Source organism: Bradyrhizobium sp. Kon37, from assembly GCF_055807535.1.
This window is the reverse complement of sequence record NZ_JBVVOY010000024.1, coordinates 83,173-105,731: the sequence shown is the minus strand read 5'-3', so window position 1 is coordinate 105,731 and position 22,559 is coordinate 83,173. Positions and strand designations below refer to the sequence as shown.

Genomic DNA, 22,559 nt, shown 5'->3' with positions numbered 1-22,559 from the left:
ATCTCCTCGACCTCGACGAATGCTACACACCAACTCTCTGCCTTTTCCTTGATTTCCTTCGCGAGTTCTTCGCGAGCGGCGGCGTCGAGTTTTTTTGAGTCGTCGATTCCAACTATCCGCGTCCCGGGCTTCAGGATCACGGCGGCAGCGGAAACTGGCCCGGCGAGAGGGCTCATTCCCGCCTCGTCCACGCCTGCCACCGCATGATGGCCGCTTTCCCAGAGAGAGGTCTCGAAGCGGAGCATCTTGCGGAGGCGCTGCCCTTCCGACCTATTTTCGGAGCGCCGCTTGTCGATTGAAGCCAGGATGGCACGGGCTCCCGCGCGGGTGTCGGCCCGCAAGATCTGCTCGACGCCGGCCTCGAGCGGTCTTTTCTCGATGACATAGCGCCGGCGCAACGCATCGAGCGAATACTGGGGCATAGTGGCCTTCGTGAAGACTGACTGTGGGAAGCGTGTCGGTGAAATTTGTGGCGATTGTCTGAAGCTAGACCATGCCGTCATCGACTGCGCAGCGCCTTGTCGAAAGGAACCGGACCGGCTCGCCATCTGAGGTCTCGCTATTCTGGAGGGCCACTGATCCAGACCTCGCGTTCGACCTCAGAGCGGAACCAACCGGTGTCTTCATCCCTTGAGAAAGAGTGGAGCCTCGATTCCCGGGTGCTTCCGAGGGGGCCGGCCCATGCTCCGCCAAGCCAGCAACGAAGAAGAGGTTCTGGACCGCACCGCCGAGGTCGCGGCCACCATCGCGGAAGAAGGCCTCCGCTACGTCAGCGACTCCGCGCCGGGGTACACGCGCAAGCGGACTGGAACCACTTTCAGCTACTACGATAAGGACGGCAAGCGCATCACCGATGCCGCCGTCATCCGACGCATCAAATCAATCGGCATCCCGCCGGCCTACGAGTCCGTGTGGATCTGCCCGTCGTCGAACGGCCACATCCAGGCAACCGGGCTCGATGCGCGGGGTCGCAAGCAGTATCGCTACCATCCGAAGTGGCGCGAGCTCCGAGACCAGAACAAGTATGAGCATATCGTCCTGTTCGCTGCCGCGCTGCCCGCGCTGCGGGAACGGGTCGCTGCCGACATGAAGCGGGACGGACTGCCCCGCGAGAAGGTGCTGGCCACGATCGTTAGTCTTCTGGAAAAGACGTTGATCCGGGTCGGCAACGCCGAGTACGCCGAGAAAAACAAGTCCTACGGGCTCACCACCATGCGCCGCAAGCACGTCGCGGTCGGGCGCGGCGTCCTTCGTTTCGACTTCACGGGCAAGTCGGGCAAACAATGGAAGCTTCGCGTCGAGGACAAGCGGATAGCCGCGATCGTGAAGCGCTGCGCGGAGATCCCGGGACATGAGCTCTTCAAGTACCTGGACGACGACGGACAGCCCCGCACCGTCGATTCCGGCGACGTCAACGCCTACATCAAGGACATCACGGGCGAGGACTTCAGCGCCAAGGATTTTCGGACTTGGGCGGGAACCGTTCTGGCGGCGTTGGCGCTTGCCGAATTCAAGAAGTACGACAGCCAGGCCGAGGCGAAGCGCAACGTCGTCGCCGCGATCGAAAGCGTCTCGAAGCAGCTCGGCAACACACCGGCCATCTGCCGCAAGTGCTACGTGCACCCGGAAGTCCTGAACGCCTACCTGTCAGGTGACCTCGTGAAGATGATTGAGACCAAGATCGCGCAGAAGTTCAAGCGCCAGTACGCCAAGCTCACTTCCGACGAGATCGTGGTGCTGGCATTTCTCCGGAAACGTCTCGATTCTCTGACGGAGCCCGCCTAGCCGGGCCTACCCGGTCTCCGGACGCCTGCGTCCTCCTCGATGCCTCCAGGCACGCCTCGGCTGGGGCTCTCGTCGGCAAAAAGGGGCCTTCCATTCAAAGCCGGGATGCTGGGCGTGGTGCGGGCCGGCGGGACGGTCGTTTACCGTTCGGTTCCGCTTCCGTCCTTGCCATTCGCGGCTCTGCCGGCTGGGTAGATGGACCCGTGCACAAGTCCCCGTCCCGATACCCGAAGCAAAACCGTTCTTAGGTCGGATCGGCCTGGCCGCAAGCAACGTAAGGGCGGTGCGCTTGGGGCTGGGGAGGCGTAATGGACAGTTTGGGACTATTTCAGCCGCCGCGCCTAGGCTGCGGCTTCTTCTTGGACTTCGATCTACCTCAAGAGGTGTTTGCTCTCGCGTGTTCGCGCGCCTCCCGACGACGTTCACGGCGTTCGCGCCGCCGCTTGGCACGGTCGGCGGGCTGTCGCAGCGGAGGAACGGGCGCTGTGTCGGATACCAATTTGGGAGCCTCATCGGCTGCGGCCTGTTGGGCCGGCTCGGATGCCTCCGGGCGGGCTTCCATGAATTCAAGCACTGCCCGACCCTTTGCCGTAATCTTCCAGCCCCCGCTGATGCGTTCGACTAAGCCTTGAGAAAAGATATCGAGATCGGGTACCCGCGCGGCGAGGCGCTTGGTCCGATTCGCCCATTCGCGGCCACTGGTCGCCAGGATGGCCATGTCGCGCTTGAGGTCTTCCATGACGGCGAAGCCGTCCGGATAGCTCACCAGGATCTTCAGCACCGTGACCTGGAAATTCACGCCCGCCTCGACCGATCAGCGCCACATCGTGGGTGCACGCGAAAGGGCATCACGGCCTACCTGCCTGAGTTCGTCTAGTGATACCTCACCTTTGGTAGCAGCCTCCAGTATCTTTGAGGCGACATGGGTACGCGCTCCGATCTCGCGGTGCGAAACGCTCTCGGAAAAGACCGCGCGCAATAGCGCAGTAGTTGACGGATCGAACATGAATGCCCCCAGACGGGAAAACCTATCATAGCCAACATTTCGCGTGCCGCGATTCAAAAATGATTGCGATAGGCCAGCTGGTCTGACCGACCTTTTGGAAATTGCCTCCACGGTGGACTTGCCTTGCAAGATCAGGCAATTCGTAAGGCTATCTTCGAGATCAGGAAGTCGCGTGTCGAGACCCCACCGAGCCTATAGGCAGGTCGTTCTTTCGATGTCGGTAGTCATGCTCCTGGCAGCCGGCGCCGCGGCCCAGGAGGATAAGAAGACCGACGACGACAAGCCGGCCGATCCGGACACGGGTGAGAGCACCGTGGAGGAAAAGACGCTCGGCATTCTGCCCAATCCGCTGCAGAAGTACGGCGTGAAGTTCGCGGCCACTTACATAGGCGAGGCGTTTGGTAACGCTTCCGGCGGCCTGAAACAGGGAGCTATCTACGAAGGCCGTCTCAACCTCGCGGTGGATGTCGATCTGCAGAAGCTCGTCGGCATCGACAAGCTCACTTTTCACGCCAACATGTTCCAGATCCATGGCGACGGCCTGTCCCGGAGCAATCTTCAGAACTTCTTCGTCGTCAGCGGAATCGAGGCCCTTCCCTCAACGCGTCTCTACGAAGCGTATTTCGAGAAGCAGTGGGGCGCGAAGAGGATCTCGCTGAAAGTGGGTCAGCTCGCCGCCGACAGCGAATTCTTCAACACCAAATATACAGACGTGTTCACCAACGCCTCAATGGGTTGGCCTGCGATCACGTCGCTCGATCTTCCCAGCGGCGGACCTTCGCCACCTTTGGCGGCCATGGGCGCAAGACTACTGGTCAACGTGACCGACCAGCTCTCCGTTCTGGGTGGGATCTTCGACGGCGACCAAGCAGGACCGGGATCGGGCGACCCGCAGGAGCGCAATCGCTACGGCGTGAATTTCCGCGTCAACGATCCGCCGTTGTTACTGGGTCAGATCCAGTACGCCTGGAACAACAAGAAGGGCGATCCCAACCTGACCGGCCAGATCAAGTTCGGCGGCTGGCGGCACTTTGGCTCTTTCGCGGATCAACAGCTCGCGTCGAACGGCAGCTCGCTCGCCGCTCCCGGTAGCAGCGGCGAGCCGCTATTGCTCGCAGGAGACATCGGTGGTTGGGCGGTCTTCGAGCAACAGATCTACCGCGTGCCTCACAGCGACAATCGCGGGATCGGTGTGTTCGCAAGGGCCGCCGGCGCGCCCGCCGATCGCAACCTGATCGATCTCTACGCTGATGCCGGCGTCGAGTTCATTGGGCTTCGTGACGGCCGGCCCGATGACAAGTTCGGCATCGCCGCGGGCTATGCCCATCTGTCCAAACGGGCGCAGGCGCTCGACGCCGACTACCGCATGCTGGTGAATCCCAACTGGCCCTCGCGAAACTTCGAGGGGTTGCTGACGACGGTCTACCAATACCAGATAAAGGAGGGCTGGTCGTTGCAGCCAAACTTCCAATACATCATCCACCCGGGCGGCGGCGCCACCGGGCAGGCGACGCCATTCGCCGGCAAGGCCCTCAAAAATGCGTCGGTATTCGGCCTCAGGACGACGCTCAAATTCTAGCACCGTGCGCATCGCACGGACTCTGCTCAGGAAGAGCTCGTGCAGATGAACACGATGGCGCAGGTGGCATCAGAGCGCCCCCCATGTCGTCCTCCGGGCGGACATCTCATTGAGCCTTTTCAGCCTGCTCGCGCTCGCGCAAGCCCCGGGCAAGTTGATCAACAGACGTCTCCTGCGCCAATTCGTCTTGTTGGCAATCCTCGTCATCGACATTCAGTCGCCTGGCAAGCTTCTGCAATATTCTCAAAGACCGCGTCGCCTCCCGTTCAGAGAGCAGATTAATCTGAAGTTCTAGACGATCTCGCTTCTCCAAAATGCGGTCGGTCGCATTTTGGCGAATGAGGACACAGGAGGTGAGAAGTACCGCCTCCAGCGCGAGGAATGTCCCGAGCAGCGGGAACGGGAATGGATCAAGCGCGCGATCGGGGAATACCCGGCCGAAGGCAATCCAACACACCACCGCCCCGCACTGCAGCACCACGAACTGCGGAGTGCCCGCAAACGATCCGATTGCATGAAAAACACGATGATGAAGAGCGATCTTTTCCTCATCCTGCTTTTCAAGCCGCAGGATGGCGTCGATATTTTCTACCGGTCTTTTCGATGATGCCGGCGCTGACATCGTCAGCTGGCGATCTGCTCGGCGGCTCGCCGCGCTGACTGTCGGGTCCGGTCGAGTGTCTCATCTCCGGCTTTTTCGGCCTTGGCACGCGCTTCACATTTCGAGCGAAGCTCCTCAATCTCATCGTCTGTGAGGTGCTCAATTCCCACGAGACTATTGCGCGCCGCACTCACGCGAATGAGTTCGTCCAGCTTTACCTGAATGGCCGCGCTGTCACGGTTTTGCGAGTTCTGAATCAGAAATACCATAAGGAAAGTTACGATTGTGGTCCCAGTATTAATGACCAACTGCCAAGTGTCCGAGAACTGGAAGAGCGGGCCGCTTATGCCCCACACGACCACCACACCCGCAGCTAACAGGAAGGTCGAGGCGCGCCCAGCCGCAAGCGAGGTCTTGTTAGCCAAATCACCGAAGAATTTTGAGATCCGGGATGGTTCGTTTTTCATGACTCAGCCTTTGCCACCAACCACAATGTTGTTTTCGGGCGAAAGTTCCGCGTCAGGAACCGACATACATTGGCAGCAAACCGAAGCATGCTTTGCGCGGGAGCTCCCGAGAGCACGTATTGAGAGCGATCGCAGAGGACGTCCAAGCCACGCCCGTTCGGATGCCGACCTCAACTCTAGAATTCAACGTGCTCCTGATTCGAAACGGATGGCCAAGGATTCGATTCATGCCAACTCCACAAGCCAGCTGCGGATCTCTCACGCGAAGCGTCCTCCACGAGCGATCAGGTTGCGATATCGGGTCTCGTATTCATGCACCATCCGGCTTGCGGCGAAGCGCTCTTCGAACCGGACGCGGACCACTCGTCTGTCCAGCCGGCCCAGTTCTTTCACTGCCCTGATCGCCTGCTCCTCACCGTCGACGATAAAGCCCGTGACGCCATCCTCCACGACTTCCGGTACCGAGCCTGATCGATAGGCGATCACGGGTGTCCCGCAAGCCATCGCCTCGATCATCACCAGACCGAACGGCTCGGGCCAATCGATCGGAAACAGCAGGCCCGCTGCGTTCGCCAGGAAAGGCTGCTTCTTCGCGTCGTCGACCTCGCCGACGAGTTGAACCGTCTGGCCATCGATGTTCGGCTCGAGCTTGTTCTTGAAGTAGGCCGTCTCCGACCGAGGAATCTTGGCGGCAATTCGCAGCGGCATTCGCGCCGCGCGCGCGATGCGTATGGCGTCCTCCGGTCCCTTGTCAGCCGTCAGCCTCCCCAGAAAGGCCAGGTAGGAACCTGGTTCGTAGGACGGCCGAAACAGATCCTTCGGCAGTCCGTGCTGGATCGTCGCGATCCAGTTCGCCTCCGGAAGTGGCCGACGCTGGTCGGCGGAAATGGAGACGAATGGAGCGTCTGCAAAGACGCCGATTACCTCGGGCAGACAAGGAAGGTCTAGCCTGCCGTGCATCGTCGTCAGAAAAGGCATGCCGGTTCGGCTCAGCACCGGAAGGGGCAACCAGTCGATGTGGGAGTGGATCACGTCGAAATTGCCTGCGCGCTCGGCGATGGCCTCGATCAGAAGCGCGCAGGCGGCGTTCGGATCGGCACCCTTCCGCCCCAGGCGCAGCGCGCGCGGCCACACGGCGTGGAGCTTTCCCTTCGTCTTGGAATCCCCGCTTGCGAACAGGGTGACGTCGTGTCCGAGTTGGACCAGTTCGTCCACGAGCCAGGCGATCACACGTTCAGTGCCCCCGTAAAGCTTTGGAGGTACGCTCTCGGCCAACGGAGCAAGCTGCGCAATCCGCATCGGCTAGGCTCCGAACACGAACCGCAGGACAGTCACGATCGTCGCGGAAATGAGGGCCGAAATCGCGAGCAGCGTCCAATCAGGCCTCGTGCTTCCGCGGGCCACTCGCGCTGCAAGCGTCTTCATGGCCGTCAACATTCGTCTCGAGGAAGCCGCTGCAGATAGGCTATCCCGAAGCCAGCGAGTTCTTCGGTATCGCTCTCGCGCGCTTCCGACCTGCTTTGGAGGTGGCGCTCCAGCAGGCAGCGCCGGCTGTCGTGCGGATCGACCTCGGGGTGCTGCGCCCGGTACACCGTCCAGGCGGTCTCCGTGGCGTTCTTCAAGACGACTTCGTCGACCATACTCACCCTCTCCGGAGACCGAACCCAGTCGCTGCCAACTCAAGGCACTCCGGAAAGTTTCCGGTTTTTCCCGCTGGCTTAGCCGATCGAGCAGAGGACGCCTTTGCTCGGCTCTTTCGCGCGCGGCCCGACCGAGCTGCAGGCGTTGGCTTCGGCCGGACCTTCTGGATGCAAGCGGGCAGCCGTCGCGGTCACGGCGGCGGGCTCCGTACTGGCGCATAGCGCGCCGTCTCCGGCGGCGAGGATTCCATTGCCCGCGCCCCCCGGGCAGCTGCAACCATTGCCTCTTTTTCCCGTTACCGGTAGGGCGCGAGCAATGTGAAAGGGATCTCGATGAAGAAGATCGCGATGTCGGCGCTGATGGTCGGCGCTCTTGGTCTGTCCTCGGTGGCCACCACCTCTCCTGCCGAAGCCCACTGGCGAGGTGGCTGGGGACCGGGCATCGCCGGCGGTCTGTTGGCCGGCGCCGTAATCGGTGGACTTGCCTCGTCGGCTTATGGATGGGGACCTGGCTACGGCTACTACGGTGGCCCCCGCTATTATGGAGCGGGCTATTACGGCGGACCCTACGCCTACGACTACGGCTACGACGAGCCCTATCGCTGGGGTGGTGGTTACGCCACCACGACCTACTACACGGCGCCCGTGTCTTACGGCTACCGGTACCGCCGAGCCGTGCGGCCTGCTTACGCCTATTACCGCGGATCATATCCGGTCGTGCGGCACCGCTGGCACCATCACCGCTGGTGACAGGCCCCGACAGCAACAAGCCGCGCTCGTCGAGGGCGCGGCTTTTCCTCGGTCAAGCGCTTACCACCACTCGCCGAGAAAGGGTTCGTGTCGACCAAGGGCGGCTGACGGGCGTCCCACTTCCCCTAGCTTAAGGCCCTGCTCGTGGGCTTGTTTCGGAGTCCTTCGCCATTCCGCTCGGGAGCGGTGATTGCTCGCCCGGGCCGCCTGATGCCGTCGACACAGGATCTGTTGGCCTAGCGAAAGGATTGGCTGTAGCCACGATTTCGACCACCACATCAGCAAGCCGTCGCCGGATCAGATCGCGTCAAAGGCAACGTCCAAGCCGGCGCGTTCGTCCGGCAACGCTATCGAGCCGTCGCCAGCCTCCCTCCTCAATCTGCACCAAATCCACCTGATCCCATCCGAGCTATTCTCATCCCTGATTGAAGCTGGCTCCGAGAGTGCGGCGGGGGCTGGGCGAGAACATCTGCTGGTCTGGACCGCGAACGAATGCCGTCGGGACGATCATCTAGCTCGGACCCATGGCGATATCGAGCTGACCGAAATCTGGACGCCGTGTGTTCTCAACGGCCCCTTGTTCAGAACGGCTTCAAACGACAGGTGCTCTCGTCGGCGAAGGCGATCCCCCGCAAGCCAAGAATCCTGCTGCCAGCCATCGTGCATGAACGATCTCTGATGGTCAGGCGATCGACTTTACCGCACCTCTGACCGGCATTCCGTCCTGCGCGCCCTCTTTAAGGCAATTCAATGCGGCAGCCTCGCATCCAATTTCCAAAGACTTTTGCAACGGCACTATCTCACTTACCATAGACGCGAAGGCGCCGACGAAGGCAGGCACCCTTCACGTCCACAGCTCGCGCGGGAGAGGGCTTTTTCGAGAAGATCGGCGATGGGTGGCGCAAGGGAGAATGGGTTCGCGGCCTTCCCGACGTAAAGCCGCAAACCTGGCAAGAGGTGGTGTTTCCCATCTGCTGGGGGAGCCCGCAAGATTGCCGCGGGGAGGCTGAGAAAACCGCATCCAAACCAGGGCAGGCGGTGCCGCCCCTCTATTCAGCAACGTTTCGCGTCGATTGCATCGACCGTGACAACGGGCGCGACAGGGGCGACTCCACCAGCATCTTCACGTCCGGCAAGTCGCTCGATGACGCAAAGCAGGCAGCGACAAACGCATACAATTCGTCTGATCTTTGCCAAGTCGACCCGAACTACAGGGATGCCAGCCGTATCGTAAAGCCCGGTTCGGGGCGTTTCATCTAGACCGAAGCCACCAAGTCAAGCTCAAGGGCAATGCAGATTGCCCTTGAGCACAGTTGTTGAGAAGTCTTTGGGGGCGGCCCGTAACAGATCTGCAACACGCGGCCCTTAAGGCATTGATTTCCCAAGCACTAAAACGGTTTCCTAAACCGTAGGTCGGAAGTTCGAGTCTTCCCGGGATCGCCAGTTTTTCATCAGCCGCAGTCATGGTTTGCCACGCCGATCGGCGCAAAAATTGCTAGAAGCGAACGGCTTCCTTCCTTGCTGGCCCGGCTGATGTGCCCGCCAGCCACGCCCCACTATCCCATCCGGAGACGACAATGCCTTTCGACCTGATCCTGCGCGGCGGCCGTGTGGTCGACCCGTCCCAGAAGCTCGACGCCGTCACCGATGTCGCCTTCACCGGCGGCAAGGTCGCTGCGATCGGCAGCGGGCTCAAGGCCGATCCGGGCACGGACGTGCGTGACGTCTCGAAGTTCATCGTGACGCCGGGGCTGATCGATCTCCACACCCATGTCTATTGGGGCGGCACTTCGCTCGGAATCGATGCCGAGGAATTCTGCCGCCTCTCCGGCGTCACCACCGCGGTCGATACCGGCAGCGCGGGGCCCGGCAATTTCGCGGGCTTCCGCAAGCATGTGATCGAGCCGAGCCAGGTCCGCATTCTCGCTTATCTGCATGTCTCGCATGCCGGCATTTTCGGCTTCTCGCACCGGATCATGGTGGGCGAGAGCGAGGAGCTGCGGCTGATGAATCCGATCGAGGCGGCCAAGGTGGCCGACGCCAACCGCGATCTCATCGTCGGCATCAAGGTGCGCGTCGGTCTGCACTCCTCGGGCACGTCGGGCGTCGTGCCGCTCGACATCGCGCTCGAGGTTGCGAACGAGGTCGGCATGCCCCTGATGGCGCATATCGATCATCCGCCGCCGAGCTACGAGGAGGTGCTGGCGCGCCTGCGCCCCGGCGACGTGCTCACCCATGCGTTCCGGCCCTTCCCCAACACGCCCGCGACCGCGCAGGGTACGGTGAAGCGGGCGGTGCTCGACGCCCGAGAGCGCGGCGTGCTGTTCGACATCGGGCACGGCAAGGGCTCGTTCGCGTTCAAGACCGCGCGCGCCATGCTCGCCAATGGCTTCTATCCAGACACCATCTCGTCCGACATTCATCAGCTCTGCATCGACGGCCCGGCCTTCGACCAGGTCACGACCCTGTCGAAATTCCTGTGCATGGGAATGCCGCTGTCCGACGTCATCGCAACCTCCACTGTCAACGCCGCGATGGCGCTGCGGCGGCCCGAACTCGGCAGCCTCAAGCCGGGCAGCGTCGGTGACGCCACGCTGATCTCGGTCAAGCAAGGCCAGTTCGACTATGAGGACGTCGTCGGCGAGCACCTGATCGGTGACCGCAAGATCGTCTCCGAAGGTGTCGTGATCGGCGGCCGCTGGTGGCATCCGAATTGAGCGGCGCTAGCGCCGCTCGCGATAGAATTGCAGCAGCCGCGCGCCTGCCGGAGAAAGCCAGTCGGGCGCACCGGCGATGTAGCCCTCGACGTGACCGCTCGCTCCGACGAGATAGGTGATGGGCATGCCGACGAGGGAGAACGTCGCGGTCGACGCTTCGGCCGCCGCGCCATAGGCGTCGACATAGCAAGCGAGGTTCTGCACGGCGAGGCCGCCGAGGAAAGTTCGGATCTTGCGTAGGTCTTTCGTATCCGTGCAGATCGCGGCAACATCGAGCCGGTCAGGCCGCGATCCCGCGAGACTTGCGAGCGCGGGCAGGTCGAGCCGGCAGGCCGCGCACCAGGTCGCCCAGAAATTGACAAGGGTGATGCGGCCCGGCTTCGCGCTCAGCGGGACGTCCTTCCCGCCAGTGTCTTGAAGCCTGAGCGTTGGCATCGACGCGCGCGGCCGCACCAGCGTGAACTGACTGCGGCCGGCCTCGAACACCGGCGGCCAGCCTTCCTGCGCATGGGCCGCGCGCAAGGAGGCAACAAGCGCCGGCATGGCCACCAGGATCGATCGCCGCGACAGCACCGGACCGCTTTCGCGCGCCTCGTCACGCATGGATATAGGCCCAGCCCTTGAGTTGCAGATCGACCACGCGGCCGATGCCGAACGGTACGAGGCTGGCACCTGCTATCAGCGGAATCGAGACCTGCTCCTTGGCTTCGGCGATCGCTTTTGACGACGCGCACATGCTGTAGGCGAGGTTGGGCACCGACTGCCGCAGCGTCGCGAGCGGCTCGACCAGCGGAGTCTTGTCCGCCCGGAAGACGTCGATGCCCTTGCCGTTGGCGACGACCTCGATCAGCAATCGCGCGCCCCTGTCCGCAAAGTGCTTCGAGAGGTTAGCCGAGTAGCTGATCGCGTGACCCATGACATAGGGCTCGTTGCTGTCGATCAGGATCACGACGCCCTCGGCGAGGCGATCATCCTTGGCGGCGGCGGTGCCGCCGGCCGTGAGGATCGCGGTGCCGGCGAGCAGGCCCCTGCGGGACCATCCGTTGGCGGAGATCATGGCTGCGGCGTTCAGCCGTTCAGAACCGGCGCGGCGCGATCGGCGCCTTGCGGTCGCGGCCCCACAGCACGAACAGGCTGAGCGTGAGCAGAACGACATTGAGCGGCGTGACCGGCGCCTCGCCGCGCGAGATGTGGAAGACGAGCGCCAGCACCTGCAACATGGAGCAGCCCAGCGCGGCCAGCACCGTCAGCCGGGGCAGGACCCGCGTCAGCGCCGGCAGCAGGATGCCGATTCCGCCGGCGAGATCGACCAGCCCGATGAACCGGACGAACGTCTCGGAATACTGGTCGGCCCAAGGCATCATCGCGGCAAGCTCTGGAATCGGCGTCAGCAGCTTGACCAGCCCGGCTGCGGTGAAAACGAAAAAGAGCAGGCCCTGTGCGATCCAAAGGCCGATACGAATGACGCGGCCGGGGGAGGCAGTCTCGAAGGCGGTGGTGGACACGGTGGTTCTCCAAAAGGTGACGGTCGCCACCATTTGATAGTTTCCTCATATTTGATCATTATGCGTCTCAGGATTAGTTCATTTCCTGGGTGTTGATGATTTCATGGATTCTTTGGTCAGCATGAGGGTGTTCTGCCTGGTCGCCGAGCTGAAGAGCTTCGCGACCGCGGCGCAACGCCTGCGCATCTCGCCCGCGATGGCGAGCAAACACGTGATGCAGCTCGAGAAGCGGCTGGGCACGCGACTGCTCAACCGCACCAGTCGGCGCGTCAGCCTGAGCGAAAGCGGAGCGCTCTATTTCGAGCAGGTGCGGCAGATGCTGGATTCGCTCGACGAGGTCGAAGCCGCCGTCAGCAATGCGACGGTCGTTCCGCGCGGCACGCTGCGGCTGACCGCGCCGGTGTGGATGGCGAACACGATCTTCGCGGGCGTGCTGGCGGACTACCAGGCGCGCTATCCGGAGGTGCGCCTCGATGTCGATCTCAGCGGACGGATGGTCAATCTGGTCGAGGAGGGATTCGATCTCGCCCTTCGCGCGACCGCCGCGCCCGACGAGGCGCTGATCGCGCGGCCCATCACCAAGGTTGCGTTCCTTATGGTCGGCGCGCCCGCTTATCTCGATCGCGCGGGGCGCCCGACCAAACTTGCCGATCTCGCCGGCCAGGCGATGCTGCACTACGCGCTGTACCCGGGTGAAAGCCTCTCCTTCGAGGGCGAGCACGGCACCGAGACCGTCAAGCTCAATCCGGTGCTGCGCAGCGGCAACGAAACGCTGCTGCACATGGCAGCGCTCGAAGGCATGGGCCTCGCCTTCCTGCCGAAATGGCTGGTCGCGGAGGATATCACCGCCGGCCGCCTCGAGCACGTCATGCCCGGGCAGGTCCTCTTCGAAGGCAAGCTGTACGCGGTCTATCCCAGCCGCAAATACCTTTCCGCCAAGGTCCGGACGTTCATCGACTTCGTCGCGGCCGACAAGCGGATGAGATAGCCGGCTATAGCGACCTGATTACAGCGACCTCGCGATCAACAGCTTCATGATCTCGTTCGTGCCGCCATAGATCTTCTGGATGCGGGAATCGATGAAGATGCGCGAGATCGGATATTCCTGCATGTAGCCGTAGCCGCCGAACAGCTGGAGGCATTCGTCGGCGGTCTCGACCTGCTTCTCCGAGCACCAGTATTTCGCCATCGACGCCGTGACAGTGTCGAGGTCCTTGGCGACCAGCCGCTCGATGCACCAATCGACGAAGACGCGCGCGATCATCGCTTCGGTCTTGCGCTCGGCGAGCTTGAAGGCGGTGTTCTGGAAATCCATCAGCGGCTTGCCGAAAGCCTTGCGCTCCTTGGTGTAGTCGACGGTGAGCTTTATCGCGCGCTCCATCGCGGCGACCGCGCCGACCGCGAGTGCGAGGCGCTCCTGCGGCAATTGCTGCATCAGCTGCACGAAGCCCTGGCCTTCCTCGCCGCCGAGCAAATTGTCTGGCGGGACCGCGACGTTGTCGAAGAACAGCTCGGACGTGTCGGAGGCATGCAGGCCGATCTTGTCGAGGTTGCGCCCGCGCTTGTATCCATCCGCGCCTGAGGTTTCGACCACGATCAGCGAAATGCCCTTGGCGCCGACATCGCCGGTGCGCGCGACCACGATGACGAGATCGGCGGCCTGACCGTTGGTGATGAAAGTCTTCTGTCCGTTGATGACGTAGGAATTGCCCTGCTTCCTGGCGGTGGTCTTGACGGCCTGCAAATCCGAGCCGGTGCCGGGCTCGGTCATGGCGATGGCGCCGACCATCTCGCCCGAGGCCATCTTCGGCAGCCAGCGCTTCTTCTGCTCCTCGGAGCCGTAATTGAGGATGTAGTGCGCGACGATCGCGCTGTGCACGGAGACGCCGGTCGTCAGCTCCGGCACCGTGCTTTCGAGGTCGTCGAGCACGGCGGCGTCATAGGCGAAGGTCGCGCCGAGGCCGCCATATTCCTCCGGCACGCTTGCCAGCAGCGCGCCCATCTCGCCGAGCCCGCGCCAGGCAAAGCGGTCGACCATCTTCTGCTCGCGCCATTTTTCGGCATGGGGGGCCAGGTCCTTGGCAAGGTATTTCCGGAACTGGTCGCGGAAGATTTCGAGCTCTTCGGTCATCCAGGAGGAGCGGTAGGACATGGAAACCTCGGTTGATGCAGTGTTCCGGCTTGGTAGGCCGGTCGGCAGCGGCAATTATTGTGTTTTCAGGCTGCGCCGGTGACGCTACCAAGGCGGCCGGAGCAGCGTCTGTCGGAATGGTTGATTGTGGCTGTCAAAATTCAAGAGCTCAAGCTCGACATCGCGCGCATCGGCACGGTCTCGGCGATCCTGATGCAGCCGGACAAGGCGCGCGCCTGCTACGTGCTGGCGCATGGTGCCGGTGCAGGGATGCGGCACGCATCGATGGACAAGATTGCGGAGGGGCTCGCTGCTCGCGGCATGGCGACGTTCCGCTTCAATTTTCCCTACATGGAGAACAAGCTGGGCCGTCCCGACCAGCCGGCGGTCGCCCATGCCACGATCCGCGCGGCAGTCGAGGAAGCCGCGCGGCTCTGCCCCGGTGTGAAGCTCGTTGCGGGCGGAAAATCCTTCGGCGGGCGCATGACCTCGCAGGCGCAGTCCAAGACTCCACTGCCTGGTGTCAAAGGGCTCGCCTTCCTCGGCTTTCCCCTGCACGCCGACAAGAAGCCATCGACGGAGCGCGCCGAGCATCTCGCCCGTGTCGAGATCCCGATGCTGTTCCTGCAAGGCACCCGCGACGGGCTCGCCGATCTCGGCCTCCTCAAGCCCGTCATCGCCGCTCTTGCCCCGAAGGCGACGCTGCACGAGGTCGAAGGCGGCGATCACTCCTTCGCGGTGCTGAAAAAATCCGGCCGTAGCAATGAAGAGGCGCTTGCGGAGGTGCTTGATGCGCTGGTGGTCTGGATCGACCAACTCGCCTGAAATCTCACGACGAATATAGCCCCTTGTCGCGCGCCTTCTGGATCGCCAGCGCGGCGATCAGGTCGAGCGTCGGTGTCGACAGGCCGGCGGTGCGCGCGAAGGCTTGGGGCGCCTTCACCAGGACGTCGATCTCCATGGCGCGGCCGAGCTCGTAGTCCTGCAGCAGCGACGGCTTGTGATTGGGGGCGGGGCCTGAGCGTGATACGCGCTTGACCTCGGGGATGAAGTGCTGGGCGATCTCGTTGGCCTCGTTCAGCATCCGCGGGATGACCTCGGCGAACGCAGGATCGTCGCGCACGCCGCGCGCGGTCTGGCCGGTGAGCAGGCACAGCACTGACAGCGACATGTTGGTCAGCAGCTTTGACCAGATCGCCTCGCGGATCTCGGCGACCGGCGGCGATTCCAGCCTCGCGTCGGTGAAGACACTGCGGAACGTCGTGATGCGCTCGCAATTGCGATCGTCGCATTCGCCGATCAGCAGGCGGTTGCGGTCGGGCGTCAGGTTCTGCACCACGCCGGGCGCGATCACCTCGTTGGAGGAGAAGACCACGCCGCCGACGATCCGCTCCTTCGGGATGCAGGCGCGCAGGCGTCCGCCCGGGTCGAGGAAGGAGATGTCTGGCGGGGTCGGGTGTCGCGGCGGCAGGCCGATCCCGTACCACCAGGGAATGCCGTTCTGCGCGAACACGATGGCGGTGTCGTCCTGCAGCAGTGGCTTGAGGCTGGAGACCAGCCCGGTCAGCGCGGTTGCCTTCAAGGTGCTGATCACGACGTCCTGCGGGCCGAGCTGGGCCGGATCGCCGGAGGCGTTCACCTTGGCGGAGACCTCGGAATCGCCGACGCGCAGCTTGAGGCCGTTGGCCCGGACCGCCTCCAGGTGCGCGCCGCGCATTACGCACGAGACCTCGTGGCCGGCGCGGGCCAGCCTGACCGCGAGATGGCTGCCGACGGCGCCCGCGCCGAAAATGCAGATGCGCATGTGATGTCCGTCCCTGATCCCTTGATGCCGCCCCGCGGCAGCATGACACAAGCCGCCATGCGATGGACGCGGCTGCCCTACGCTCGAAAGATATGGATCAAGGCGCGGAGCCTCGGTCATAGTGCGCGCCAAACAAACGAGCGGAGGAACAAAGATGACCGACAGCCCCGTCCTGTGGACCCTGGATGCGCGTGGGGTTGCGACCGTCACGTTGAACCGGCCGGAGGTCAACAACGCCTATGACGGCGCGTTGATCGCGGGCGTGCTCGCGGCCATGGACGATCTCGGCAGCAAGCCCAACCTTCGCGTCGTCGTGCTCAAGGGCAACGGCAAGCATTTCCAGGCCGGCGCCGATCTCAAATGGATCAACGGCGTCCGGCCGCAATCGGCTGATGCGAACGAGGCCGCGTCGCGGGCGACATTCGAGGCCGTGCAGCGGCTCAACACACTGCCGATCCCGACGGTGGCGCTGGTGCAGGGCGGCTGCTTTGGCGGCGGCACCGGCGTGATCGCAGCCTGCGACGTCGTGATCGCGGCCGACAACGCCCTGTTCTCGATCACCGAAGTGCGCTGGGGCTTGACCGCGGCCATCATCATCCCGCAGCTCTGCGATGCCATTGGCGTACGGCAAGTCCGCCGCTACGCGCTGACAGGTGAACGTTTCGGCGCCGAGGACGCCCGCCGTATCGGCCTCGTCCACGAGGTGGTGCCGCTCGCCGATCTCGACGCCGCCGGTGCGAAGGTGATCGAGCAGTTGCTTGCCAACGGACCTGAAGCGATGGCCGAGACCAAGCGGCTGGCACTGGAGAGCTCGTTCGGCGGCATGGCGGTGGACGATGCCGCCTACGCGCGGCTCGTGCAGCTGCATTCGCTCAAGCGCCAGAGCGCGGAAGCGGCGGAGGGGTTGGCGTCGTTCGCGGAGAAGCGCGCGGCGAATTGGAGTGGCGGCAAGGCCTGAGCGCGCCGCTTAGCAGCAAGCCGATACGATCTGCATCGTGCACCATCCCCAAATCGTGCACGCGGGATCGATTCGAATCCCCGTAATTCCGCGGGGCCATCCTTAAGAGTTCAATCATTCCCGACCATTATGGTTACGACAATTGTCACGCCATGGTGTCGGATGCACAGAGAAGTTCTGGGATTTTGGAAGGCCGGATCGATCGTCACGGCGGCAACGCTGCTGGTCCTGCATCCGGTTGCCGCTTCACCTCGGCTGGTCTCTCTGGCGTTCAATTCCCAGCTTGGGAGCCCGCAGCAGATCGGGGCGGATGAGTTTCGCCAGAAGCTGGTGGCATTGCCCGGCAAGCCCATCGTGATCGATCAGCGCGCCACCAATGCAGTCGGTAGCGAGAACGCCATTCTCGCAGCGACGCAGTCCGGCGCCGTGGATATGGCGGTGCTGTCGGGTTCGGTGGTCAGTGCGGTCGTCCCCGAACTCGGCGTGTTCGACATTCCCTTCCTGTTTCGCGATACGGCTCACGCCAAGGCCGTGGCGCAAGGTCCGGCCGGCGCGGCAATCGCCGCCAAATTCGGCGACAAGGGGCTGACCCTGCTGGCGATTGGCCGACAGGGCTTCCGCAACATCACGAATTCCAAACGGCCCGTTCGCAGCCCCGAGGATATCAAGGGTCTGAAGATTCGTGTCATCCCGAACCCGATCTATCAGATGACGTTCAAGGCGCTCGGTGCCGAAGTGGTCCCGATGGAATTTCCGCTGGTCTATACCGCGCTCAAGGACGGCCGGCTCGATGGGCAGGAAAATCCGGTGCCGACCATTGCCGGCTCCCGTCTCTATGAAGTCCAGAAATACCTCACATTGACCGGCCACTTCTTCGCGCCGGTCGTGTTCATCGCCAACCGGGCCATGTTCGAGCAGCTCACTCCGGCCGACCAGGCTACGTTGATCGCGCAGGCAAAGGCGGGGGCGGAGGCGACATGGCAGGCGAAGCTCGATGCCGCGTCGCTCGAGCAGGTGCGCAGTGGCGGCATGGACGTGATCGAGAAATTCGATCGCCAACCCTTCGTCGACGCGGTCAAGCCGCTCGATCAGGAATTCGAGAAGCGGTTCGGCAAGGATCTGCTCGCCACCATCCGGTCCACCCAGTAAGAATTTCGGGATTCCCATGAAATTATCGCACATGATGTCCCGGGTCGGTGTTCGTCCGCGCGTGTTTGGCGGTTTCGCGCTGGTTCTGAGCTTCCTGGTCGTGCTGGCGGGCTTCGCCGTGGTCCAGGTCGAGCGGATCGGCGGAACGGTCAATGACCTCGTGACCAGCGCTGCGGGCGACGCCGGCATCTCACAGGCGCGTGCCGCGCTTTTGGAAGCGAACTCGGCGGTCGAGAAATTCATCCGGACCTGGAATGTCGGCGACAAGGATGCCGCAGCCAAGGCGATTGACGGCGTGGGCAAACTGGCCGATCAGGCCGATCGGCAATTCGGCAAGCTGCAAGCGATCGCGGAAGGCATCGGCCCGGTCAAGACGGCGCTGGAAACCTATCGTTCGTCGTTCACCGCGGCAGCGGATGCGGCGGATCGGCTCCGCGCCGCCACCACGAAGACCGACGCCCAGGGCGCGGCCGCCGGCCTCAATGTCAGCGGCATTCAGGTTGCGCTCGCCAATCGCTCGGATGATGCGGAACGGCTTGTCAACCCGATGCGGCTGGCCGGCGTCGTCGACGCGTTGCGCGTCACCGTGATGCGCTATGGATCCACTTTGTCGACGGGCGATGCCGACGACGCCAAGCAGGCGTTGTCCTATGCCCAGTTGGCGATCGCAGACACCGAGGCCGAGCTGGCGACGGCGGACGCCCCCAAATTGAAGACGCTGGTCGCAGCACTCAAGACCGCGATCGCCGCCGACACGACCGCGCTCGAAGAGGTCATCAAGGTTGCCGCCGATCTGCGCGCCAGGCAGGCCGAACTGAAGAAGGCGAGTGCAGCGATCGACGATCAGGTCAACAAGATCAATGCGAAGCTCGGCACCGTGCGCGCCGAGCAGGGCGACAAGACCTCGGCGGCGGTCGATCAAACCAAACAGACTGTCATCGCGACCGCGGCCGGCGCGCTGCTGCTGGGAGCGGTGCTCGCATGGCTGATCGGAGCCAGCGTATCCGGCCCGATTCGCGGCATGACGGACCGGATGCAATCGCTCGCGGCGGGCGAGCTCGATGAGCCCATTCCAGGCGGCGAATCGCGCGACGAAATCGGCCGTATGGCGCGCGCCGTCGAGGTGTTCCGCGAAAATGCGCTGGCGGTTCGTCGCATGGAAGGCGAGGCCACGGCACAGCGCGAAGCCACCGAGGCCGACCGTGCCCGCATGATGTCTGATCTTGCCGGCCGCTTCGAGCAGGGCATGCAGGGGGTGATTGCCGGTGTCGGTGGCCGCGCCGACGACATGGGGCGCAGCGCCGAGGAGTTGGCAAAGGTCGCCGAGCGTGGTCGCGGGCTCGCCGAAGCGGTCGCGACCCGCGCCGAGCAGGCATCGATGAACGTGCAGACCGTCGCCTCCGCCACCCAGCAACTCGCGGCCTCGATCCGCGAAATCTCGAGCCAGGTGCACCGCTCCGTCGCGGTCTCGAACCGGGCGACCGACGAGACCAACCGGACCTCCGATTTGATCCATGGGCTGTCGGATGCGGCTGAAAAGATCGGCACCATCATTCAATTGATTCAGGCCATCGCCAGTCAGACCAATCTGCTGGCGCTGAACGCGACCATCGAAGCGGCGCGCGCCGGTGACGCCGGCCGGGGCTTCGCGATCGTCGCCAGCGAGGTCAAGAGTCTCGCCACCCAGACAGCGCAGGCGACCGAGCAGATCGCCAGCCAGATCGCGACGATCCAGAGTGCGACCGGCCAATCGGTCCAGGCGATCAAGCAGTTCGGCACCACGGTCAAGGAAATGGCCGACATCGCCACCGCGATCGCCGCGGCGGTCGAAGAGCAGGGCGCGGCAACGGGCGAAATCGCGCGCAACGTCGAAGAGGCGGCCAACGGCACCACGGCGGTGACGCAGGAAATCGGTCAGGTGCGCGCGGTGGCGGGCGAGACGGACGCCGGTGCCGAAGCCGCTCTTACGGTCGCGGCGGCCCTGAAGCAGCAGGCGGATTCGATGAAGTCGAACGTCGACGATTTCCTCCACACCATCCGCTCGGCGGCCTGAATTCCCGGAGAAATCGGCGACGCCGCCGGTGCAAACGAAACGGGCCTTACAGCACCGGCAACAGCGAGCTCTTCAATTCGCGCAATAGCGCCTGAACCGCTGCAGCCTGGATCCGTCGCTCGGGAATGGTCGCCTTGACCCATAAATCGGGGATTGGAAAATCCGGCAACACGACCTGCAACGTGCCTTGGCGTAGGGCCTCTTCCGCAAGGTAGTGCGAGATGAAGGCGATGCCGTTGCCGGCGACCGCGCTTTTCACGAGCACGTGGCCCTCGTTCGAACTCAACAGCGGGCGGACCTGAACGGTGATACGGTCGCGCGGCCCGTCGAACACCCAGTCCGGGCCGGTGGGAAGAAAACTCAGGCAACGATGATCGACCAGATCGCGCGGGTGTCGCGGCATGCCGTGCGCGCCGAGATAGGCCGGCGACGCGCATAACAAGCGCTTCAATCGGCATAGGGGTTCGTCGACCACGCCGCCAAACGAATGCGGGAACGCGCCGATGGCGATATCGAAGCCTTCCGTCACCGGATCGACGGGACGGTCGATCAGGACGATTTCGAGTTTCAGCTTCGGGTTTTGGGTCTGGAACGCGCTGAACACATCGGCAAGCCGGGCGATGGTCAGCGATGTCGGTGCCTTGATACGCAAATGATCGATAAGATCATGTCCTTTCTCGCCCATGCGCGACAGGAGATCGCCGACATCGGCGACCACGCTCCGCGCTCGGTGGACATATTCCTGGCCGGCCGCGGTCAGCCGCAATTGCCGCGTCGAGCGATGAAACAGCGGCGTGCCGATCCGCGCCTCCAATTGGGTGACCCGCTTGGCGACCACCGAAGTCGCGACATTGAGTTTTCTCGCCGCGGCGGAAAATCCGGCGGCGTCCGCGGTGGCGAGGAAGGCTTGGAGGTTCACGAGGACGTCCATTTCCCACCTTTCTCGATTCGTGAAAGCTGATCGTGTATTTTGGTGGATTGTAGCCAGGTACGCGTTAATTCATAGTCGGCCCAAGCAAGAGATTTCGGGAGCAGGACGCGCCATGCAGGCCACGACGATCGAAGAACCGGCGCGCCAGGTGCCGCTCTACGGCGAATATGAAGTCGTCGTGCTCGGCGGCGGTCCGGCCGGCATCGTGGCGGCGGCCTCAGCTGCGCGCGCTGGGCGGAAGACGTTGCTGATCGAGCGCTACGGCTTTCTCGGCGGCATGGGCACCGCGGCCGGCGTCACCAATTTCTGCGGCCTGCACGGCAATGTCTACGGCGAGGCTCATCGGCTGGTGCAGGGCATGGCGTCCGAGCTGCTGGCGCGGATCGACCATTTGAACGGCCTCAACGCGCCGCACCTGATTCTCGGCAAGGTCTTCGCCCAGGCCTACGACACCGCCGCCTACAAGATCGCGGCCGACCAGCTGCTCGCCAGTCACAAGGTGCACATCCTCTTCCATGCGCTCGGCGCCGGCGTGGTGATGGGCGATAACAACCGCATAGACGCGCTGATGGTCGAGACCAAGGCCGGCCGGCAGGCGGTGCGGTCGGAGATCTTCATCGATTGCTCCGGCGACGGCGATCTCGCGGTCTGGGCCGGCGCGCCGTTCGAATTCGGCGACGAGCACGGCCATCCGATGTATCCCTCGATGATGCTCCGTCTCAACGGCATCGATCCCGCGAAGGCGGGCGATGCCTGGCGCACCATCCCGCAATTGATGGAGCAGGCCACCGCCGCCGGCACGCACACATTCCCGCGCAAAAGCGCGATCGTGCGGCCGCAAAAGTCCGGCATCGAATGGCGGGTGAATTTCACCCAAGTCGCGCGCGAGGACGGCCATGCCATCAACGGCATCGAGCCTGACGATCTCACCCGTGGCGAGATCGAGGGCCGCAAGCAGGCGCTCGCCGCGTTCGAATTCCTGCGCACCGTGCCGGGCTTTGAAAAATCCTACATCGTCGACCTGCCGCCGCAGCTCGGCATCCGCGAAACCCGCCGCATCAACGGCGGCTATCAGCTCAGCGGCGAGGACGTGCTCGGCTGCGCCTCGTTCGAGGATTCCATCGGGGTCAATGGCTGGCCGATCGAGGCCCATGTCCCCGGCGACGTCGTCTTCACCTTCCCGCCGATCCCGGAATCGCGCGGCTATAACGAGCTGCCCTACCGCATGCTGGTGCCCGAAGGCGTCGACAATCTGCTGGTCGCCGGCCGCTGCGCCTCGATGACCCATGAGGGCCAGTCGGCGGCCCGGGTCTCCGGTGCCTGTTTCGTGATGGGGGAGGCGGCCGGTTCCGCGGCCGCGCTGGCGCTCTCCGGAAACCGGATCCCGCGTGACATCCCGGTTGAAAAGCTGCAGGAAACGTTGAAACAACAGGGCGCCTTCGTTGGACGGGACCAGCCCGTGCCCGAGGGCCTGTAACCGACA

At 63.5% G+C, this 22,559-nt stretch carries 23 protein-coding genes; 10 read left to right on the top strand and 13 right to left on the bottom strand.

The genetic code is table 11. The features are described from left to right. Window positions 1-422, bottom strand: a 422-nt coding sequence (locus AC0L3J_RS31100; RefSeq protein WP_473349567.1) for a ribonuclease H family protein, incomplete at its 3' end; no start/stop codon positions are given. A gap of 259 nt (window positions 423-681) precedes the next feature. Here AC0L3J_RS31100 and AC0L3J_RS31095 point away from each other — a divergent pair. Beyond that, a complete protein-coding gene (locus AC0L3J_RS31095; protein WP_473349566.1) occupies window positions 682-1,785 on the top strand; it encodes a DNA topoisomerase IB in 1,104 nt (367 codons plus the stop codon). Between the two features lie 376 nt (window positions 1,786-2,161). On the opposite strand, the gene AC0L3J_RS31090 is transcribed toward AC0L3J_RS31095, so the two are convergent. Both AC0L3J_RS31090 and AC0L3J_RS31085 read right to left on the bottom strand, forming a co-directional pair. Further along, window positions 2,162-2,584, bottom strand: a complete 423-nt coding sequence (locus tag AC0L3J_RS31090) for a hypothetical protein (protein WP_473249103.1) — start codon at window positions 2,582-2,584, stop codon at window positions 2,162-2,164. 15 nt (window positions 2,585-2,599) lie between these two features. Next, complete coding sequence (locus AC0L3J_RS31085) at window positions 2,600-2,791, bottom strand: hypothetical protein (RefSeq protein WP_473349565.1); 192 nt, start codon at window positions 2,789-2,791, stop codon at window positions 2,600-2,602. Between the two features lie 226 nt (window positions 2,792-3,017). Here AC0L3J_RS31085 and AC0L3J_RS31080 point away from each other — a divergent pair, with 226 nt between their 5' ends. Beyond that, a complete protein-coding gene (locus tag AC0L3J_RS31080) occupies window positions 3,018-4,370 on the top strand; it encodes a carbohydrate porin (protein WP_473349564.1) in 1,353 nt (450 codons plus the stop codon). A 106-nt stretch (window positions 4,371-4,476) separates the two neighbouring features. Here AC0L3J_RS31080 and AC0L3J_RS31075 read toward each other — a convergent pair whose 3' ends face one another. The 4 genes from AC0L3J_RS31075 to AC0L3J_RS31060 all read right to left on the bottom strand — a co-directional run bounded on the left by AC0L3J_RS31075 (window position 4,477) and on the right by AC0L3J_RS31060 (window position 7,078). Then, a complete protein-coding gene (locus AC0L3J_RS31075; protein WP_473349563.1) occupies window positions 4,477-4,992 on the bottom strand; it encodes a DUF1003 domain-containing protein in 516 nt (171 codons plus the stop codon). A 2-nt stretch (window positions 4,993-4,994) separates the two neighbouring features. Next, window positions 4,995-5,438 (bottom strand): low affinity iron permease family protein, encoded by a 444-nt coding sequence (locus AC0L3J_RS31070; protein WP_456766533.1) that lies wholly within the window; start codon window positions 5,436-5,438, stop codon window positions 4,995-4,997. Between the two features lie 258 nt (window positions 5,439-5,696). Further along, window positions 5,697-6,737, bottom strand: coding sequence for a glycosyltransferase family 4 protein (locus tag AC0L3J_RS31065; protein ID WP_473349562.1), 1,041 nt, complete (start codon window positions 6,735-6,737; stop codon window positions 5,697-5,699). Window positions 6,738-6,868: 131 nt separating this feature from the next. After that, window positions 6,869-7,078, bottom strand: coding sequence for a hypothetical protein (locus tag AC0L3J_RS31060; protein ID WP_473349561.1), 210 nt, complete (start codon window positions 7,076-7,078; stop codon window positions 6,869-6,871). A 333-nt stretch (window positions 7,079-7,411) separates the two neighbouring features. Here AC0L3J_RS31060 and AC0L3J_RS31055 point away from each other — a divergent pair, with 333 nt between their 5' ends. Together AC0L3J_RS31055 and AC0L3J_RS31050 are read left to right on the top strand one after the other, a co-directional pair. Next, the gene (locus AC0L3J_RS31055) at window positions 7,412-7,828 is read left to right on the top strand and encodes a hypothetical protein (protein ID WP_473349560.1); all 417 of its coding nucleotides are present in this window, start codon (window positions 7,412-7,414) and stop codon (window positions 7,826-7,828) included. A gap of 1,577 nt (window positions 7,829-9,405) precedes the next feature. After that, window positions 9,406-10,545 carry an amidohydrolase/deacetylase family metallohydrolase gene (locus tag AC0L3J_RS31050; protein ID WP_473349559.1) on the top strand — a complete coding sequence of 380 codons (1,140 nt, stop codon included), beginning with the start codon at window positions 9,406-9,408 and terminating at the stop codon, window positions 10,543-10,545. A gap of 6 nt (window positions 10,546-10,551) precedes the next feature. Here AC0L3J_RS31050 and AC0L3J_RS31045 read toward each other — a convergent pair whose 3' ends face one another. The 3 genes from AC0L3J_RS31045 to AC0L3J_RS31035 are packed head-to-tail and all read right to left on the bottom strand — an operon-like array spanning window position 10,552 to window position 12,050. Continuing rightward, window positions 10,552-11,148 (bottom strand): TlpA family protein disulfide reductase, encoded by a 597-nt coding sequence (locus AC0L3J_RS31045; protein WP_473349558.1) that lies wholly within the window; start codon window positions 11,146-11,148, stop codon window positions 10,552-10,554. Beyond that, window positions 11,141-11,602, bottom strand: coding sequence for a DsrE family protein (locus tag AC0L3J_RS31040; RefSeq protein ID WP_473349557.1), 462 nt, complete (start codon window positions 11,600-11,602; stop codon window positions 11,141-11,143). The genes AC0L3J_RS31045 and AC0L3J_RS31040 overlap by 8 nt, the downstream gene beginning before the upstream one ends. A gap of 19 nt (window positions 11,603-11,621) precedes the next feature. Continuing rightward, window positions 11,622-12,050, bottom strand: coding sequence for a DoxX family protein (locus tag AC0L3J_RS31035; protein ID WP_473349556.1), 429 nt, complete (start codon window positions 12,048-12,050; stop codon window positions 11,622-11,624). Window positions 12,051-12,153: 103 nt separating this feature from the next. Between AC0L3J_RS31035 and AC0L3J_RS31030 the strand changes: the two genes are divergently transcribed. After that, window positions 12,154-13,038 carry a LysR family transcriptional regulator gene (locus tag AC0L3J_RS31030; protein ID WP_473349555.1) on the top strand — a complete coding sequence of 295 codons (885 nt, stop codon included), beginning with the start codon at window positions 12,154-12,156 and terminating at the stop codon, window positions 13,036-13,038. Between the two features lie 18 nt (window positions 13,039-13,056). On the opposite strand, the gene AC0L3J_RS31025 is transcribed toward AC0L3J_RS31030, so the two are convergent. Next, the gene (locus AC0L3J_RS31025) at window positions 13,057-14,202 is read right to left on the bottom strand and encodes an acyl-CoA dehydrogenase family protein (RefSeq protein ID WP_018452979.1); all 1,146 of its coding nucleotides are present in this window, start codon (window positions 14,200-14,202) and stop codon (window positions 13,057-13,059) included. A gap of 126 nt (window positions 14,203-14,328) precedes the next feature. Here AC0L3J_RS31025 and AC0L3J_RS31020 point away from each other — a divergent pair, with 126 nt between their 5' ends. Next, complete coding sequence (locus AC0L3J_RS31020; RefSeq protein ID WP_473349554.1) at window positions 14,329-15,006, top strand: alpha/beta hydrolase family protein; 678 nt, start codon at window positions 14,329-14,331, stop codon at window positions 15,004-15,006. Window positions 15,007-15,010: 4 nt separating this feature from the next. Here AC0L3J_RS31020 and AC0L3J_RS31015 read toward each other — a convergent pair whose 3' ends face one another. Then, window positions 15,011-15,985 carry a ketopantoate reductase family protein gene (locus AC0L3J_RS31015; RefSeq protein ID WP_473349553.1) on the bottom strand — a complete coding sequence of 325 codons (975 nt, stop codon included), beginning with the start codon at window positions 15,983-15,985 and terminating at the stop codon, window positions 15,011-15,013. A gap of 154 nt (window positions 15,986-16,139) precedes the next feature. Between AC0L3J_RS31015 and AC0L3J_RS31010 the strand changes: the two genes are divergently transcribed. From AC0L3J_RS31010 to AC0L3J_RS31000, 3 genes are all read left to right on the top strand, one after another. Beyond that, window positions 16,140-16,943, top strand: coding sequence for an enoyl-CoA hydratase-related protein (locus tag AC0L3J_RS31010; protein WP_473349552.1), 804 nt, complete (start codon window positions 16,140-16,142; stop codon window positions 16,941-16,943). A 162-nt stretch (window positions 16,944-17,105) separates the two neighbouring features. Then, entirely contained in the window at window positions 17,106-18,092 is a 987-nt protein-coding gene (locus tag AC0L3J_RS31005) for a TRAP transporter substrate-binding protein (RefSeq protein WP_473349551.1), read from the top strand. A 16-nt stretch (window positions 18,093-18,108) separates the two neighbouring features. Then, a complete protein-coding gene (locus AC0L3J_RS31000) occupies window positions 18,109-20,145 on the top strand; it encodes a methyl-accepting chemotaxis protein (protein ID WP_473349550.1) in 2,037 nt (678 codons plus the stop codon). Window positions 20,146-20,191: 46 nt separating this feature from the next. Here AC0L3J_RS31000 and AC0L3J_RS30995 read toward each other — a convergent pair whose 3' ends face one another. Beyond that, entirely contained in the window at window positions 20,192-21,076 is an 885-nt protein-coding gene (locus tag AC0L3J_RS30995; protein ID WP_473349549.1) for a LysR family transcriptional regulator, read from the bottom strand. 112 nt (window positions 21,077-21,188) lie between these two features. Here AC0L3J_RS30995 and AC0L3J_RS30990 point away from each other — a divergent pair, with 112 nt between their 5' ends. After that, window positions 21,189-22,553, top strand: coding sequence for an FAD-dependent oxidoreductase (locus AC0L3J_RS30990; protein WP_473349548.1), 1,365 nt, complete (start codon window positions 21,189-21,191; stop codon window positions 22,551-22,553). The last annotated feature ends 6 nt before the right edge of the window (window positions 22,554-22,559 follow it).